This is a genomic window from Paraburkholderia graminis C4D1M, assembly GCF_000172415.1.
Lineage (GTDB): Bacteria > Pseudomonadota > Gammaproteobacteria > Burkholderiales > Burkholderiaceae > Paraburkholderia > Paraburkholderia graminis.
Map to the genome: position 1 here is coordinate 143,361 of NZ_ABLD01000016.1, position 15,321 is coordinate 158,681.

Annotated in this window: 15 protein-coding genes and 1 tRNA gene; 11 read left to right on the plus strand and 5 right to left on the minus strand. The window is 62.0% G+C overall.

What is annotated here, in order from left to right; all coding sequences use genetic code 11:
- Position 1: 1 nt before the first annotated feature.
- Positions 2-235, minus strand: a complete 234-nt coding sequence (locus tag BGRAMDRAFT_RS22680) for an MbtH family protein (RefSeq protein WP_006051178.1) — start codon at positions 233-235, stop codon at positions 2-4.
- 355 nt (positions 236-590) lie between these two features.
- On the opposite strand from BGRAMDRAFT_RS22680, the gene BGRAMDRAFT_RS22685 reads away from it, so the two are divergent.
- The 3 genes from BGRAMDRAFT_RS22685 (at position 591) to BGRAMDRAFT_RS22695 (ending at position 2,198) form a co-directional block, all read left to right on the plus strand.
- Entirely contained in the window at positions 591-1,214 is a 624-nt protein-coding gene (locus tag BGRAMDRAFT_RS22685; RefSeq protein ID WP_006051179.1) for a nitroreductase family protein, read from the plus strand.
- A gap of 214 nt (positions 1,215-1,428) precedes the next feature.
- A tRNA-Ser gene (locus tag BGRAMDRAFT_RS22690) sits at positions 1,429-1,519 on the plus strand.
- 376 nt (positions 1,520-1,895) lie between these two features.
- Positions 1,896-2,198 carry a hypothetical protein gene (locus tag BGRAMDRAFT_RS22695; protein WP_232292337.1) on the plus strand — a complete coding sequence of 101 codons (303 nt, stop codon included), beginning with the start codon at positions 1,896-1,898 and terminating at the stop codon, positions 2,196-2,198.
- A gap of 127 nt (positions 2,199-2,325) precedes the next feature.
- Here the strand turns inward: BGRAMDRAFT_RS22695 and BGRAMDRAFT_RS22700 are convergent, their stop codons facing one another.
- From BGRAMDRAFT_RS22700 to acs, 3 genes are all read right to left on the minus strand, one after another.
- Complete coding sequence (locus BGRAMDRAFT_RS22700; protein WP_006051181.1) at positions 2,326-4,344, minus strand: sodium:solute symporter family protein; 2,019 nt, start codon at positions 4,342-4,344, stop codon at positions 2,326-2,328.
- A gap of 4 nt (positions 4,345-4,348) precedes the next feature.
- The gene (locus BGRAMDRAFT_RS33865; protein WP_006051182.1) at positions 4,349-4,804 is read right to left on the minus strand and encodes a DUF4212 domain-containing protein; all 456 of its coding nucleotides are present in this window, start codon (positions 4,802-4,804) and stop codon (positions 4,349-4,351) included.
- 170 nt (positions 4,805-4,974) lie between these two features.
- Positions 4,975-6,957 carry an acetate--CoA ligase gene (gene acs, locus BGRAMDRAFT_RS22710; RefSeq protein WP_029972064.1) on the minus strand — a complete coding sequence of 661 codons (1,983 nt, stop codon included), beginning with the start codon at positions 6,955-6,957 and terminating at the stop codon, positions 4,975-4,977.
- A 714-nt stretch (positions 6,958-7,671) separates the two neighbouring features.
- Between acs and BGRAMDRAFT_RS22715 the strand changes: the two genes are divergently transcribed.
- The 8 genes from BGRAMDRAFT_RS22715 to BGRAMDRAFT_RS22750 all read left to right on the plus strand — a co-directional run bounded on the left by BGRAMDRAFT_RS22715 (position 7,672) and on the right by BGRAMDRAFT_RS22750 (position 14,227).
- On the plus strand, positions 7,672-8,238 hold the full coding sequence (locus BGRAMDRAFT_RS22715; protein ID WP_006051184.1) for a TIGR00645 family protein: 567 nt from the start codon (positions 7,672-7,674) through the stop codon (positions 8,236-8,238).
- Positions 8,239-8,289: 51 nt separating this feature from the next.
- A complete protein-coding gene (locus BGRAMDRAFT_RS22720; protein WP_006051185.1) occupies positions 8,290-9,813 on the plus strand; it encodes a fumarate hydratase in 1,524 nt (507 codons plus the stop codon).
- Between the two features lie 179 nt (positions 9,814-9,992).
- Positions 9,993-10,472 (plus strand): bacterioferritin, encoded by a 480-nt coding sequence (gene bfr / locus BGRAMDRAFT_RS22725; RefSeq protein ID WP_006051186.1) that lies wholly within the window; start codon positions 9,993-9,995, stop codon positions 10,470-10,472.
- Between the two features lie 144 nt (positions 10,473-10,616).
- Positions 10,617-11,504 carry a glutamate racemase gene (murI, locus tag BGRAMDRAFT_RS22730; protein ID WP_006051187.1) on the plus strand — a complete coding sequence of 296 codons (888 nt, stop codon included), beginning with the start codon at positions 10,617-10,619 and terminating at the stop codon, positions 11,502-11,504.
- A 239-nt stretch (positions 11,505-11,743) separates the two neighbouring features.
- Entirely contained in the window at positions 11,744-11,977 is a 234-nt protein-coding gene (locus BGRAMDRAFT_RS22735; protein WP_029972066.1) for a (2Fe-2S)-binding protein, read from the plus strand.
- Between the two features lie 313 nt (positions 11,978-12,290).
- Entirely contained in the window at positions 12,291-13,025 is a 735-nt protein-coding gene (locus tag BGRAMDRAFT_RS22740) for an energy transducer TonB (RefSeq protein WP_044021691.1), read from the plus strand.
- A 27-nt stretch (positions 13,026-13,052) separates the two neighbouring features.
- Positions 13,053-13,781, plus strand: coding sequence for a MotA/TolQ/ExbB proton channel family protein (locus BGRAMDRAFT_RS22745; protein WP_006051190.1), 729 nt, complete (start codon positions 13,053-13,055; stop codon positions 13,779-13,781).
- Between the two features lie 26 nt (positions 13,782-13,807).
- A complete protein-coding gene (locus tag BGRAMDRAFT_RS22750; RefSeq protein WP_006051191.1) occupies positions 13,808-14,227 on the plus strand; it encodes an ExbD/TolR family protein in 420 nt (139 codons plus the stop codon).
- Positions 14,228-14,386: 159 nt separating this feature from the next.
- Here BGRAMDRAFT_RS22750 and BGRAMDRAFT_RS22755 read toward each other — a convergent pair.
- Positions 14,387-15,321 (minus strand): reverse transcriptase domain-containing protein (locus BGRAMDRAFT_RS22755; RefSeq protein ID WP_044021693.1); only part of this gene is annotated, 935 nt, incomplete at its 5' end.

Consider the following 15,321-nt stretch of genomic DNA (forward strand, 5'->3'; position numbering starts at 1 on the left):
ATCACGAGTTGGTCACGCGGTCGGCCGCTGCGCTCTCGGCCATCGCCTTGCGCAAGCTCAGCGGACGCATATCCGTCCAGACCTCGTCGATCCATTGCAGGCATTCGTCCTTTTTGCCGGACTTGCCCGCTTCGCGCCAGCCGGCGGGAATGGCCTTGTAGTCAGGCCAGATCGAATACTGTTCTTCATCATTTACAACGACAACGAAAGTGCTGTTTTCGTCACCCCAGCTCATCGCGGCTCCTTGCTGAACGAAGTTGTGTACGTCTGGTTGATCGGGTGAAGGCGTCGGCGGCCCTTCTGTGCCTTCAACATCAAAGCACTGCTGCTTCACTTCGATCGACGGCTTATCCGTTTCGCATTTAAATGCGAATCATTTGCATTTAAATTTACTCGTCGGCCGCTGTGAATGTCAAGGCCGGCGACGTCCTGCTTTTGGTCGCCGTTCTCGCAGCCTCACGCAAACGTGTGCGCCAGCGGAGAAGCAGCTTAAGCCAAAACGTTTCATCAGACAAGCAAATAAGAATCATTTGCATTGTCATGCGTTTGTCGCCATCATCGGCGATGATTGGAAACTCGAGGCACTCGTCATGGACAACTCGCAAAGCGGCAACGTAGACGACACCGCGTCACGGCCGCAGCACGCTTTTTTCGACACCCTGCTCTCGCGTCAGTCGCACTGGCCGCTCGCCGAGCCGGGGCCCAGCGAGACGGAGCTGGGTCTGATCTTCGATGCCGCGATGCGGGCGCCGGATCATGGCGCGCTGCGTCCGTGGCGCTTTGCACTGATACGCGACGACGCGCGGGCCGAGTTTGGCGATGTGCTCGTCGATGTCGCGGCGCGTCGCGAGCCTGCGAAGCCTCGCGCGGAGTTGGAGCATCGGCGGCAGCTTGCGTACACGGCGCCGCTTATCATCGTGATCGCCGCGGCGCCTTGCGCGGACTCGCATGTGCCGGAAACGGAGCAACTGCTGTCGGTCGGCGCGGCCGCGATGAATATGCTCAACGCGATTCACGCGCTCGGCTACGGCGGCTTCTGGGCGACGGGCGCCGACGCCTACGATCCGAATCTGCGGGCCGCGCTCGACTTTGAGCCGTCCGAGCGCGTGCTGGGATTTATTTTCGTTGGGACACCGAAATCTCGTGAGCCTTCGGCGGTGCGGGCGTCGCATTCTCTTTATGTGCGTGAGTGGTTGGGGCGTGCGTCGATTTGAGGTGGCGCGGGGAAGCGGTGAGGAGCGCTCGGCCCTGCCGCCGATACGGCGGTGTGTGTACTTAAGGCGAACTTTGCTGCGCCGACCGCCGTTCGCACGTGCCAGGCGCGTCGGCAACCTGACGCCCCGTTCGTCGGCCTGTGCGCCGGTCAAATGCGATTCTCGCAAAGGGTCTGGCGGACGGCCCGAAGTTTGCTATAATTCGGCTCCCCGCGGAGAGATGGATGAGCGGTTTAAGTCGCACGCCTGGAAAGCGTGTATAGGTTAATAGCCTATCGGGGGTTCGAATCCCCCTCTCTCCGCCAGAAGTTCGCGCAAAACCCCGCAAATCGATGATTTACGGGGTTTTTGTTTTTTCGGCTTGCGATCGGAGTATCAAACAAACGATAGTCGGCACATCCTAGGTCGTGCGACGCCGCCTTTACTCGGGCGCATGTGCTATCGCGAGCAAAAGCTGGGCGATTTCCGCGGATCTGTGGGACTCATCGTTACATTCGATCAACGACTGACCTTCGGCTGATCGGGTCGCACGGCTACCCGCGAAGAATTACGTAGGTTCAAATGCTCATAAAGTCCACCTTCGCCACAGCGCTTTTCCTTCTGCCTCTCGTCGCGAGCGCCGAAGTAACGAGCGAGACATTCTGCTTCACGTCTACTAGCGGAAAACCGATCAACCTCGAGATGCGCACCTACTACGACGCATCGAGCAAATTCTCGTCTGCGTTCGTTAAATACCAAAACTCAAAACAGCCGATTCCGCTGGTCCTCGCCAACTCAGAAGGCGAACCGCTCAGTAAGGATGCGCCCGATCAGGAAACTACAACCTGGATTGAGATATACAACGGACAGGCGACCGGGCAATACGAAATGATTACTCACGGAACCGACGTTTCCTCCATGGTCTACACCAATAAAAAGAAAAATCAGACGACGGGATTTTTACTCAACACAAATGCAATCGCTCAAGGCGTCTGCAAGTGGTGATGCTGCAACATGATCCGAGCAGTCGATTGATTGCGACGGGAAACGCAAGCTTGGAAAAAGCATCCCACGATGCCAAAGCAGTCTTTCTGACTACTTCACCGTCTCCGCATGTTAAACAGCAACGCCCCTACGGATGCCGAATATAATCCACCAACGCCCTCGTATAAGCATCCGGCTTCCGATCAAAAAGACTCACACCCACCGCCACCAGAAAACCCGCCGGTACGCCGAACACGCCCGAGCTGATCGGCTCGATGCCGAACCAGCGCGGTCCCGCGAAGCCCGTCATCTGCGCGAAGAACGGATACGTCGACACGATGTAGTAGATGCACACGAGCAGCCCCGCCAGCATGCCGGCCACGGCGCCGAGGCGCGTCGTGCGCTTCCAGAACACGCCGAGCACGAGCACCGGAAACAGGCTCGATGCCGCGAGCGAAAACGCCGCGCCGACCAGAAAGAGAATGTTGCCGGTATTCAACGACGCCACATACGACGCAAACAGCGCCACGCCCAACAGCAGGATCTTCGAAATCGTCACACGCCGCTGACTCGACGCGCCCGGGTCGACCATGTGGTAATACACGTCGTGCGATAAAGCATTGGCGATCGTGAGCAGCAAACCGTCGGCTGTCGAGAGCGCCGCGGCCAGCGCGCCCGCAGCAATCAGCCCGGACATCACATACGGCAAGCCCGCGATCTCCGGCGCGGCCAGCACCACCATGTCGGGCTGCATCTGAATTTCGCTCCATCGCACGATGCCGTCGCCGTTGGTGTCGGCGAGACTGATCAGCGTCGGCTCGACCTTGCGCCATTGCGTGAGCCATTGCGGCAAATCGGCGAAGTGATGACCGACGAGATTCGTCAACATCTCATACTTGATCAGCACCGCGAGCACCGGCACGGTCACGTAGAAAAGCGCCACAAAAAACAGCGTCCAGCCGACCGAGCGACGCGCCGACGCCACCGACGTCGTCGTGTTATAGCGCGTCAGAATATGCGGCAGACTTGCCGTGCCGAGCGACAGGCACAGTAGCAGTGAAAGAAAATTGCGCTCGTGCATGCGCCGGTCTTCGTCGCTTGCTGTGGGAAACGGCTCGTGCATCGGCAGCGGCGCGGCCGCGCGCATCAGCATGTCATCACGCTGCTGAGTCCACACGACCTGCGCGGCGGCGGCATCGCGTGGAAACTGCTCGAGCGCTTTTTCGCGCTCCTTGATTTCGCGCAGCGGACCATTGCGCCGCCGCAAATCGGCCACCTGCTGCGTGAGCCGCAGTTTCTCCTCGACGAACGAATGCGGCAGCATGTCGAGCCGCTGCTGCATCAATGCGGCACGGCGTCGATAGTCGTCGCGCACGGTCTGCTCGAGCGGCTCGTCGCGCACCTGCTTCTCGAGACTCTCCATGCGCTCCATCAACCGGCCGTAACTCAATTGAGGCACCCAGCCGAGTCCGTCCTTGTGCGCGATCATCGAAACAGGAATCAGGATCGCGGCGATCAGAATGATGTACTGCGCAACCTGCGTCCACGTCACCGCGCGCATGCCGCCGAGAAACGAGCACACGAGAATGCCCGCGAGTCCGCAGAAAATCCCGACAGCGAAGTCGACACCGATGAAGCGCGTCGCAATCAGGCCGACGCCCTGGATCTGCGCGACGAGATAGACGAACGAACACAGAATCGCGGACAACGCCGCGAGCCCGCGCACCGCATTGCTCGAAAAACGCGTGCCGAGGAAATCGGGAATCGTATAGCGCGCGAGCTTGCGCACGTACGGCGCGAGCAGAAACGCGACGAGGCAATAGCCGCCGGTCCAGCCCATCAGGTAAGCGAGGCCGTCGTAGCCCGTCGCATAGATGGAGCCGGCGAGCCCGATGAACGACGCCGCCGACAGCCAGTCGGCCGCGGTCGCCATGCCGTTGAACGCCGACGGCACGCGCCGCCCGGCAACGTAGTATTCGACGAGATCGGACGTGCGCGACAGCAAGCCGATCACTGCATACACGGCAATCGGCACGAACAGAAACACGTAGCCGATCCACATGCCCGGACCGGTTGTGCGCTCGATGCGCCACATCACATAGATGAACAGCAGGAAGCCGAGCGTGTAGAACGCGTATGCGCGGATCAGCCGGTTCGTGAGCTTCATCGGCTTAGAGTCCGCGCGTGCCGGAATCGGCGGCAATGTGGTTCGCGGCGGCGTCCGTTGTGCGATTTACAGGATTTACAGCGCTATTCTCGACGTCGTTCGCATCGGCAACAGCAGCGGCAGCAGCATCGGCATCCGCAAGAAACGCGCGCTGCAACCGGCGATCCGCGCGCTGCATCGACAGGATATAGACGACGATCAGCGCAAGGTAGATCAGGATCGCGCCTTGTGCGCCGAAGTAAAACGGCAAGCTGAAGCCGGCGATCCGCACATGCGCGAGCATCGGCGCGGCGAGCGGCAACAGGAACGACACCGCGAAGCCAACGCTCATCAACGCGGCGATCAACGTGACGTTAAAGCGCCAATACTTTTGATGCGCGCGCGCCAACGCCTCCGACACCGCAGGCGGTTCGGGCGGGGGATTGTGCGTGGCATGAGAGGTGGAGTGCGGCGCGGCCATGCGCCTATGTATCAAAAAGGCACCGCGCAGGCAATCGGGATTGTCCGCGCGATGCCGGATCGCGGATCGCCGATCGCGGGATCGGGCGAGAGGCGCATCGATCGACACGCCTCGGCCCTTCATAGGCGCCGGAATGATCCCAGCGTGATCCCAGCGCGAGCAGAGCAGCCTTACAGCGACTCGCCGAGCTGATCGAGAATCGCCGGGTTCTCCAACGTGGACACGTCCTGCGTGATCGCCTCGCCCTTGGCAAGCGAGCGCAACAGACGGCGCATGATCTTGCCCGAACGCGTCTTCGGCAGATTCTCGCCGAAGCGGATGTCCTTCGGCTTCGCGATCGGACCGATTTCCTTGCCGACCCAGTTGCGCAGTTCATTGGCGAGCTTCACCGCCTCTTCGCCTTCCGGGCGCGCGCGCTTCAGCACGACGAACGCGCACACCGCCTCGCCGGTCGTTGCATCGGGACGTCCCACGACCGCCGCTTCAGCGACGATCGGATTCGACACCAGCGCCGATTCGATCTCCATCGTGCCAAGACGGTGACCGGACACGTTGAGCACGTCGTCGATGCGGCCCATGATCGTGAAGTAGCCGGTCTCCTTGTCGCGCACCGCCCCGTCGCCGGCGAGATACAGCGTGCCGCCGAGTTCCTCGGGGAAATAGCTCTTCTTGTAGCGGTCCGGATCGCCCCACACATTGCGCAACATCGAGGGCCACGGCCGCTTCACGACGAGAATGCCGCCCTGCCCGTTCGGCACGTCCTGACCCGTTTCGTCGACGACCGCCGCCATGATGCCCGGCAACGGCAGCGTGCATGAACCGGGTACGAGCGGCGTGGCGCCTGGCAGCGGCGTGATCATGTGGCCGCCGGTTTCCGTCTGCCACCACGTATCGACAATCGGGCAACGGCCGCCGCCGACGTTCTCGTGATACCACACCCACGCTTCCGGATTGATCGGCTCGCCAACGGTGCCGATGATGCGCAGCGTGGACAGGTCGTAGCTTTTCGGATGCACTTTCTGGTCCGCTTCGGCGGCCTTGATCAGCGAGCGGATTGCAGTCGGCGCCGTATAGAAGAGCGTCACCTTGTGCTTCGCGATCATGTCCCAGAAGCGGCCGGCATTCGGATAAGTCGGCACGCCTTCGAACACGACCTGCGTGCCGCCGAGCGTCAACGGACCATACGTGATGTAGCTATGACCCGTGATCCAGCCGATGTCCGCGGTACACCAGAACACGTCGTTGGCCTTCCAGTCGAAGGTCCACTTCATGGTTTGCGCGGCCCACAGCAGATAGCCGCCGGTGCTGTGCTGAACGCCCTTGGGCTTGCCCGTCGAACCGGACGTGTAGAGGATGAAAAGCGGATGTTCCGCGCCGACCCACTCGGGCGCGCATTGATCGGACTCGGCTTGCATGAGTTCATGCATCCACAGATCGCGGGCTTCGTCCCACGCGATCTTGCCGCCCGTGCGCTTGTAGACGATCACGCTCTTCACCGCGTCGCAACCGCCCATTGCAAGCGCTTCGTCGGCGATATTTTTCAGCGGCAGCGCCTTGCCGCCGCGCATCTGTTCGTCCGATGTCACGAGCGCGACCGCGCCCACGTCGACGAGCCGTTCGTTGAGCGACTTCGACGAGAAGCCGCCGAACACCACCGAGTGCGTCGCGCCGATACGCGCGCAAGCCTGCATCGCGACAATGCCTTCGATCGACATCGGCATATAGATGACCACGCGGTCGCCCTTCTTCACGCCGCGCTTTTTCAGCGCGTTCGCAAAGCGCGATACACGTTGCAGCAGATCCTGATAGGTGACGTTGGTGACGGTGCCGTCGTCGGCTTCGAACACGATCGCGACGCGCTCGCCGTTGCCCGCTTCCACATGACGGTCGATGCTGTTGTACGACGCGTTGAGCTGACCGTCTTCGAACCACGTATAGAACGGCGCGTTCGATTCGTCGAGCACCTTCGTAAAGGGCTTGTTCCAGCTTAGCGTCTCGCGAGCAAGACGCCCCCAGAAGCCTTCGTAATCCCGCTCCGCCTCGGCGGTCAGCGCATGGTAAGCGTCCATGCCGGAGATCGTGGCGCCGGCCGCTGCTTGCGCGGATGGCGGGAAAACACGGCGTTCCTGAAGAACCGATTCAATCGCAGACATCGACAACCCCTTGGTGAAGATGAAAACCTGTGCCGGCGCACGTTCGTGCGCCATGTCATGTAGACGCCGCAATCGAAGCACGATTGCGGCGCGCTGTCTCCCGCCCTCGCGCGAGCGACCCGCGATGGATCGCCGCGCCGCGGCCGGCCCGCCTCTCCTTTACTCGTACGGCAATGCAGCACGAATGGAGGCGAGGCCGCGTCCGCTCTCATGTTGAACCATAAGCGGTGCAACTTACCAGCCACTTACGCGAGCCGCATCGGCGTGCCCGCAAAAACCCTTATGCGATTCGTACGACGCTTTGCACAAAACAGCATGCTGTTGACGCTCGTTCGCGCAACGAGGCGCTTACGGGGGGCCCACGGCGGTGCTCACTTAACCTCGCGTTCAAGCGGCTAACACAATGCTAACTGAACTAGCCGCCCGCATTCCAGTTCGAATCGCGCGTCTCAGGATGACGCGCCGCCGCCCTGCCCGCCGCACCGCAGCAAGTCCGGCCGACGCTGTACAATAGCGCGCGCTGATACGAGCGCCGCGGCTCACATCTTGTTGTGCGCCCGCGCCGCGCCGTCCGCGCCTCGCTTTGCGTGCCGACCCGCGCGCGTGACCCGCACGCTGGCCCGGCGCATTTGGCTCACGTTCCGTCACCTGCGTTAGATCCGACTCTTGCCTATGTCCGCTTCGCGACCCGACTCCGCGCGTTCACGCCGCCCCATGCGCCCGCTGCCCGCCGTCATCTTCATGAGCCGCTGGCTGCAGGTGCCGCTCTACCTCGGCTTGATCGTCGCCCAGGGCGTGTATGTGGTGCTATTCCTGAAGGAAGTCTGGCATCTGGTCACAGCGTCGATGACGCTCGACGAAACCAACATCATGCTCGTGGTGCTGGGCCTCATCGACGTGGTCATGATCTCGAACCTGCTGATCATGGTGATCATCGGCGGATATGAGACCTTTGTGTCGCGGCTCGGTGTCGAAGGTCATCCTGACGAACCGGAATGGCTCGATCACGTGAACGCGGGCGTGCTGAAGGTGAAGCTCTCGATGGCGCTCATCAGCATCTCGTCGATCCATCTGCTTAAGACGTTCATCAGCCCGGACCAGAACACGACGCACGCGATCATGTGGCAGGTGATCATCCACGTCGCGTTCCTGATTTCCGCGCTCGTGATGGCCTTCGTCGACCGCCTCACCACGCATACGCATCCCACTCATTTTCAGGAACCCGCGGATTTGCAGCCGCTGGGTTCCGCCGGTTCCTCTCCCCTGAAAGCGCACGACTGACCGCATAGCCTGCGAACAGAAAGAAGCGCACTGTCCCCACCGAGCTTAGCCATGACCGTCATCAAACAGGAAGATCTGATCCAGAGCATTGCTGATTCGCTTCAGTACATCAGCTACTACCATCCGCTCGACTACATCCAGGCGCTCGGCCGCGCATACGAACTCGAACAGAGCCCGGCCGCGAAAGATGCCATCGCGCAGATCCTCACCAACAGCCGCATGTGCGCCGAAGGCAAGCGCCCGATCTGCCAGGACACCGGCATCGTCACGGTGTTCGTGAAGGTGGGCATGGACGTGCGTTGGGACGGCGCGACGATGAGCGTCACGGACATGATCAACGAAGGCGTGCGCCGCGGTTATCTGAATCCCGACAACGTGCTGCGCGCGTCGATCGTGAGCCCGCCCGAAGGCGCGCGCAAGAACACGAAAGACAACACGCCGGCGGTGATTCACTACGAGATCGTGCCGGGCGACAAGGTCGACGTGCAGGTTGCGGCCAAGGGCGGCGGCTCGGAGAACAAATCGAAGTTCGCGATGCTCAATCCGTCGGATTCGATCGTCGACTGGATTCTGAAGACCGTGCCGACCATGGGCGCGGGCTGGTGTCCGCCGGGCATGCTTGGCATCGGCATCGGCGGCACGGCTGAGAAAGCCATGCTGATGGCAAAAGAATCGCTGATGGACCCGATCGACATTCAGGACGTGATCGCACGCGGCCCGCAAGACTGGATCGAGGAACTGCGCGTCGAATTGCATGAGAAGGTCAACGCGCTCGGCATCGGCGCACAAGGTCTCGGCGGTCTCGCCACCGTGCTCGACGTGAAGATCATGGCCGCGCCGACGCACGCCGCGTCCAAGCCGATCGCGATCATTCCGAACTGCGCGGCCACGCGTCACGCTCACTTCACGCTGGACGGCTCGGGCGTCGCGAAGCTCGAAGCGCCGTCGCTCGACGCATGGCCGAAGGTGCAGTGGGAACCGAATACGGAAACCAGCAAGCGCGTCGATCTGAACACGCTGACGCCCGAAGAAGTCGCCGCATGGAAGCCGGGCCAGACGCTGCTGCTGTCGGGCAAGATGCTGACGGGCCGCGACGCCGCGCATAAGCGCATCGCAGATATGCTGGCGAAGGGCGAAAAGCTGCCGGTCGACTTCACGAATCGCGTGATCTACTACGTCGGCCCGGTCGATCCGGTGCGCGACGAAGCAGTCGGTCCGGCAGGCCCGACCACGGCCACGCGCATGGACAAGTTCACCGAGACGATGCTCGCGCAAACCGGCCTCATTTCGATGATCGGCAAGGCCGAGCGCGGACCGGTTGCAATCGAGGCAATCAAGAAACACAAGGCCGCGTATCTGATGGCCGTGGGCGGCGCCGCTTATCTCGTGTCGAAGGCGATCCGCAGCGCGAAGGTGCTGGCATTCGAAGACCTCGGCATGGAAGCGATCTACGAGTTCGACGTGCAGGACATGCCGGTCACGGTCGCGGTCGATTCGAACGGCACTTCGGTGCACCAGACCGGCCCGAAGGAATGGCAGGCAAAGATCGGCAAGATTCCAGTCGCAACAGTCTGATTGGCCGCCTGACGCGTCAAGCGTACCGAGAAGCCGGGGCCGCGGTCCCGGCTTTTTTCATGGGCGGCATGCGTCACATGCAAAGCCGGGAACCGCGTCAAGATGTTCTGTTCTCTTGGCTTTTTCAGGCATGGCGTTTATTGTTGTTGAAAAATTGAAGTCCCCACCAAGGAAAGATCATGCAAGGCGACAAGAAAGTTATCGAGTATCTCAACGCTCAGTTGAAGAATGAATTGACCGCGATCAACCAGTACTTCCTGCACGCGCGGATGTACAAGCATTGGGGTCTCGAGAAACTCGGCAAGCATGAATACGACGAGTCGATCGGCGAAATGAAACACGCCGACTGGCTGATCGAACGGATTTTCATGCTTGACGGTCTGCCGAATCTGCAAGACCTGCACAAGCTTCTGATCGGCGAGGAAACCAAAGAGATTCTCGAATGCGACCTGAAGCTCGAGCAGATTTCGCAGAGCACCTGCAAGGAAGCTATTGCGTATTGCGAATCAGTTCGCGATTTCATCTCGCGTGAAATCTTCGTGAAGATTCTCGACGACACGGAAGAGCACATCGACTGGCTCGAAACGCAACTCGACCTGATCGACAAGGTCGGCATTCAGAATTACCAGCAAACCGCGATGGGCTCGGTGGAGTCCTAAGCGGATCGCATCGCAAGGCCACGCACCGGCGCATGAGCTTACCCACTATTCATTGGGGATAGCATGCGCCGCGCTGGCGATATACTTGGCCGCTTCCCTTTCCCCCGATTTGCCTGACCGCAGCGCCGCGCGTCCCGATCGCCCATGCCAGCAGAATCGCCGTGTTCGAATGCATCAATCGCTCTGCCGGGTGTGGCTTCGCGCGCGCCGGTCGGCATTTTCGACTCGGGTCTCGGCGGCTTGTCGGTGTTGCGGGCGGTTCGGGCGCAATTGCCCGACGAGGCGCTGCTGTACGTCGCCGATTCGTTGTACGCACCCTACGGCGAGCGCGACGACGACTTCATCGCGGACCGGACGCTCGCCATCGGCGAGTGGCTCGCGAGGCAAGGCGCGAAAGCGCTGATCGTGGCCTGCAACACGGCGACCGCGCAATCCATCGCGCTGGTTCGCGAAAAGCTGAGCATCCCGCTTGTCGGCGTCGAGCCGGGCATCAAGCCCGCCGCGCTGCAATCGAAAACGCGCGTCGCAGGCGTGCTCGCCACCCAGGTTACGTTGCGCAGCGCACGCTTCCAGGCGCTGCTCGAACGCTACGCGGCCGATTGCCGCTTCATCTGTCAGCCCGGTCACGGGCTCGTGCAGGCCGTCGAGCGCTGCGACGTCGGTTCGACGGAGTTGCGCGCGCTGCTCGCAAGCTATCTTGAGCCGATGCTCGCCGCCGGCGCCGATACCCTCGTGCTCGGCTGCACGCACTATCCGTTTCTCGATGCGGCGATCCGCGACATCGTCGGCGACCGGATGGCGCTGATCGACACGAGCGTGGCGATTGCCCGCCAGCTCGAGCGCGTGCTCGAACAGCACGGCGTGCGCGCGACGCCCGAAACGGCAGGCGCCCCGCCGCCGCGCTTTTATTCCACCGACAACGGCACGCATCTGCGGCAGCTTGTCGCGACGCTGCTGAACATGGACGCGCAGGTCGAGCGCGTGCTGATTCCGTCGCGCCGTACCGCTGCGCTCTCGTCGCAGCCGGCGTAGCGCCCTTTTCGGCGCGGTTTCCGACGCCGTTTCCGACGCCTCTTCCGACGCCACCGCGCGCGTTTTTATGCGGTTTAAGCACCCTCCGCAGCGCCGCGCGCCGCCAGCCCGCGCCGTCGCGTCATAGTCGAAACCCTTCTAAGAGTCTGGTTTTGTTACAAAAAACCACCTGAGACGCTTGCCAAACCGGCCAAACAAAATGATAATAATTCGCATTAACGTTAGCTATGACGCCCGCCATGATTGTCTGTGTCTGCAAGTCTGTTTCTGACCGAAAGATCCGTGCCTCGATCGCGGAAGGCGTCGACTCGTTCGACGAGCTGCAATTCGAGCTCGGTGTCGCCACCTGCTGCGGCAAATGCGCGGACTCGGTGCGCGACGTGATGATGCAAAGCGGCGTGTGCTCGAGCCGCTGCGGCTTCGAGCATCAGCAGGCCATGCCGGTGACGTTTTACGAACGCAAGGCGGCTTAAGGCAAGTTCACGACACGCGGCGCGAGGCGCACAACGCCCCTGCGCCGTCTTGTTGCCACACTGCCGGCACCGCTTCACGTTGAGATGCGTTTTTGATGCTCATCATTCGGCGCTTTCGAGCGCTTTTTAGTTAGTCCACTGCCGTCAGCAAGCCAGTATTCCTGCCAGCCAGCGACCCGCTCACCCGTCAAAGGAGCCCGAGATGGAATTGCTGATTGGTTTCGTGACCACATTGTGTATTTCGCTGCTGATCTTCCGAACATGACGAAGTATTGTCAGGCGTGCTGCATCGACAGCGCGCCGCCACGCTAACATGCAGGCTTCGCATACCGTTTCAGCCGGCGCCGCACCGGCTTCGTCCAACCGAATGAATCCCCGCGTCCTGACCGCGACCGCCTTGGTCGCGGCGGTTCACGTCGCGTTGCTCGCCGTGATCCTGACACTGCGTCACGACCCGGTGCAGCCCGCGCTCGAGTCGCGCGTGATGACCGCGCAATTGCTGCCGCCCGCGCCGGTTGCCGCGCCGGCCGCGGTGCAGTCGGTCGCGCCGCCGCCGCCCACGCCCACGCCGCCGGTCCACAGCAAGCCGAAGGTGCAGCCGAAGCCGACGCCGAAGTCCGCCCCCGCGCCGCTGCGCGAGGCGCCCGCGCCGTCGCCCGTGACGGTCGCGCCGCCGGAGCCGGCCGCGCCTGCCGCTCCCGCCGCGCCGCCGACGCCTGCCGCACCGGCCGCGCCCGCGATCGGCCGTCAGACGATGGAAATCTCCGCGCCGAAGAACGTCTCGCACCTCGACTGCAACATCGCCAAGCCCGACTACCCGGCGCTGTCGCGGCGCCGCGGCGAAACCGGCACCGCCTATGTGAAGTTCGTGGTCGGCCTGACCGGCAAGCTCGAGAACATCGAATTGAAGAAGAGCAGCGGCTTTAGCCGTCTCGACGACGCCGCGCTCGCCGCCGCGCATGCGAGCGCGTGCAAGCCGTATCTCGAGGACGGCCAGCCCATTCGCGCCGCCTACACCCAGCCTTACAACTTCAATCTCGAAGATTGAAGCGGATTTCAAAATAAAGGAATTGCAATGCAAAACTACGGATTGGCGCACGTCTGGGCGCAAGGGGATTTCGTCACGCGCGGCATCGCGCTCGCGCTGCTGGTGATGTCGGTGATGTCGTGGAGCGTAATCGTCATCAAGGGATGGAACGTGATGCGGCTGAACCGCCTCACGAAGAACGCGGAGCAGGCGTTCTGGCATTCGGACGATCTCGCCGACGGCGTGAAGAAGCTCGGCGCCGGCGCGTCGACGCCGCAAGACAATCCGTTCCTCGCGCTCGCGCTGTCGGGCCAGGAAGCCGCCGATCATCACCATCAGACACAGCCGCATCTGCATGACCGGATGGATGTGTCGGACTGGGTCACGCGTTGCCTGAAGGACACCATGGACGAAAGCGTCGCGCGCATGCAAAGCGGTCTCGCGATTCTCGCGTCGATCGGCAGCACGGCGCCGTTCGTCGGCCTGTTCGGCACGGTGTGGGGCATCTATCACGCGCTGCTCGCCATCGGCGCGAGCGGCCAGTCGTCGATTGACCAGGTGGCCGGTCCGGTCGGCGAAGCGCTCATCATGACCGCGTTCGGTCTCTTCGTTGCGATTCCGGCCGTGCTCGGCTATAACGCTCTCACGCGTGCCAACAAGGCGATCGTGGCGAAGCTGAGCCGCTTCGCGCATGGCCTGCACGCATTCTTCGTGACGGGCGCGCGCCTGTCGTCGACCAAGCGCGACGGCCTGCGTCTCGCCGCTCGCGCCAATTAAAGCGCACTGAACGACGAGGCACACCGATGGCAATGAGCCCCTTCGCCGGCGACGATGACGACGGCCTGATGAACGAAATCAACATGACGCCGCTCGTCGACGTCATGTTGGTTCTCCTGATCGTTTTCATGGTGACGATTCCCGTGATCCGCCACGCGGTGAAAATCGATCTGCCGCACGCAAGCAGTCAGAAAGAAGACACGAAGCCCGCGCAAGTCACCGTCGCGGTCGACGCTGACGGCAACGTGCTGTGGAACGACAAGAAGGTCGACGAAGCGCAGTTGAGCGCGAAAATTGCAGAGGCCGCGCAGGCAAATCCGCAGCCGGAACTGCATCTCGACGCGGATCGCAAAGTGCCTTACGAAAAGGTCGCGCAGGTGATGTCGGCCGCGCAGGCAGGCGGCCTGACGAAGATCGGTTTCGTTACGCAGCCCAAGGGCAAGTGAGCGCGTTGAAACGCTGGCCGAGCATGCCCGGCATCGTCGGAAAATGAAGAAAAGCCCTTGAAACAGGGGCTAAATCGGCATAGGGGACGGCCATGAGGCCGTACCCCTGCCACACCACCCGGCATGCGGGTCCGCACCGGGCGGTTCGGGAAGTTGAGGTTATGAGAGTCGGGGTACGCCCAGTTGGTCGAAGTAGGCGATGGTCAGCACGCGCTTGAGCGCACCGTCGCTATTGCGCCACCAGCAACGACTGTTCGCCGCCACTTGTCGCGCCACAGCGGCCGATGCCCCCAGCGCACGCAGTTCCCGGTAGATGGTGGTGCCACGGCGCCAGTGTTTGAGATGGATCGCGCGCAACCGGTGACGCAGCCACTCATCCAGTGCCAACCACACACCGGGTGTTTGCGCCAACCTGAAGTACGCCTTCCAGCCTTGCACGTAAGGCCGTAGCTGTTCCACCACTTTCTTCATGCTGCGCCCGCCAGAGCGATGGGTCAGTTCACGGATGCGGTGTTTGAACGCCAGCAGCGGTTTGGCCGCCACCTTGCGTTTGACCACCCCACCCGCAGCCACCCACAGGCTGTAGCCCAGAAACTTGCGACCAAACACACTGGCCACCGCGCTTTTGGTCTCGTTGACCTTCAGCCGCAGTCGCCCATACAGACGCCGCAGCAGTGCCATCACCCGCTCACCCGCCCGGCGGCTACGAACATAGACATTCGCGTCGTCGGCGTAGCGCGCGAAGCAATGACCCCGCCGCTCCAGTTCCTTATCCACTTCGTCGAGCAGCACGTTGGCCAGCAACGGGGACAGTGGTCCGCCTTGCGGCGTGCCCTGATCCCGTTGCTGGACCACTCCGCCATCCATGATGCCGCTGCTCAGATACGCCCGGATCAGCCGGATTACGCCGGCATCATCGATTCGCTTCTGTAGACGGTCAATCAGGATGTCGTGGTTGACCCGGTCAAAGAATTTCTCCAGATCAACGTCCACCACGATTCGCCGACCCGACTGCACGTACGACTGCGCGGCTAACACCGCGTCGTGCGCACGCCGTCCAGGCCGGAAGCCGTGGCTGTGCTCGCTGAAGGTAG

Coding starts and splice junctions, on each gene's coding strand:
- BGRAMDRAFT_RS22695 (WP_232292337.1), top strand. CDS start 1,896: ATGCGCACCTACTACGACGCATCGAGCAAATTCTCGTCTGCGTTCGTT.
- BGRAMDRAFT_RS22740 (WP_044021691.1), top strand. CDS start 12,291: ATGCAGGCTTCGCATACCGTTTCAGCCGGCGCCGCACCGGCTTCGTCC.
- murI (WP_006051187.1), top strand. CDS start 10,617: ATGCCAGCAGAATCGCCGTGTTCGAATGCATCAATCGCTCTGCCGGGT.
- BGRAMDRAFT_RS22715 (WP_006051184.1), top strand. CDS start 7,672: ATGCGCCCGCTGCCCGCCGTCATCTTCATGAGCCGCTGGCTGCAGGTG.
- BGRAMDRAFT_RS33865 (WP_006051182.1), bottom strand. CDS start 4,804: ATGGCCGCGCCGCACTCCACCTCTCATGCCACGCACAATCCCCCGCCC.
- BGRAMDRAFT_RS22745 (WP_006051190.1), top strand. CDS start 13,053: ATGCAAAACTACGGATTGGCGCACGTCTGGGCGCAAGGGGATTTCGTC.
- bfr (WP_006051186.1), top strand. CDS start 9,993: ATGCAAGGCGACAAGAAAGTTATCGAGTATCTCAACGCTCAGTTGAAG.
- BGRAMDRAFT_RS22750 (WP_006051191.1), top strand. CDS start 13,808: ATGGCAATGAGCCCCTTCGCCGGCGACGATGACGACGGCCTGATGAAC.
- BGRAMDRAFT_RS22680 (WP_006051178.1), bottom strand. CDS start 235: ATGAGCTGGGGTGACGAAAACAGCACTTTCGTTGTCGTTGTAAATGAT.
- BGRAMDRAFT_RS22720 (WP_006051185.1), top strand. CDS start 8,290: ATGACCGTCATCAAACAGGAAGATCTGATCCAGAGCATTGCTGATTCG.
- BGRAMDRAFT_RS22735 (WP_029972066.1), top strand. CDS start 11,744: ATGATTGTCTGTGTCTGCAAGTCTGTTTCTGACCGAAAGATCCGTGCC.
- BGRAMDRAFT_RS22685 (WP_006051179.1), top strand. CDS start 591: ATGGACAACTCGCAAAGCGGCAACGTAGACGACACCGCGTCACGGCCG.
- acs (WP_029972064.1), bottom strand. CDS start 6,957: ATGTCTGCGATTGAATCGGTTCTTCAGGAACGCCGTGTTTTCCCGCCA.
- BGRAMDRAFT_RS22700 (WP_006051181.1), bottom strand. CDS start 4,344: ATGAAGCTCACGAACCGGCTGATCCGCGCATACGCGTTCTACACGCTC.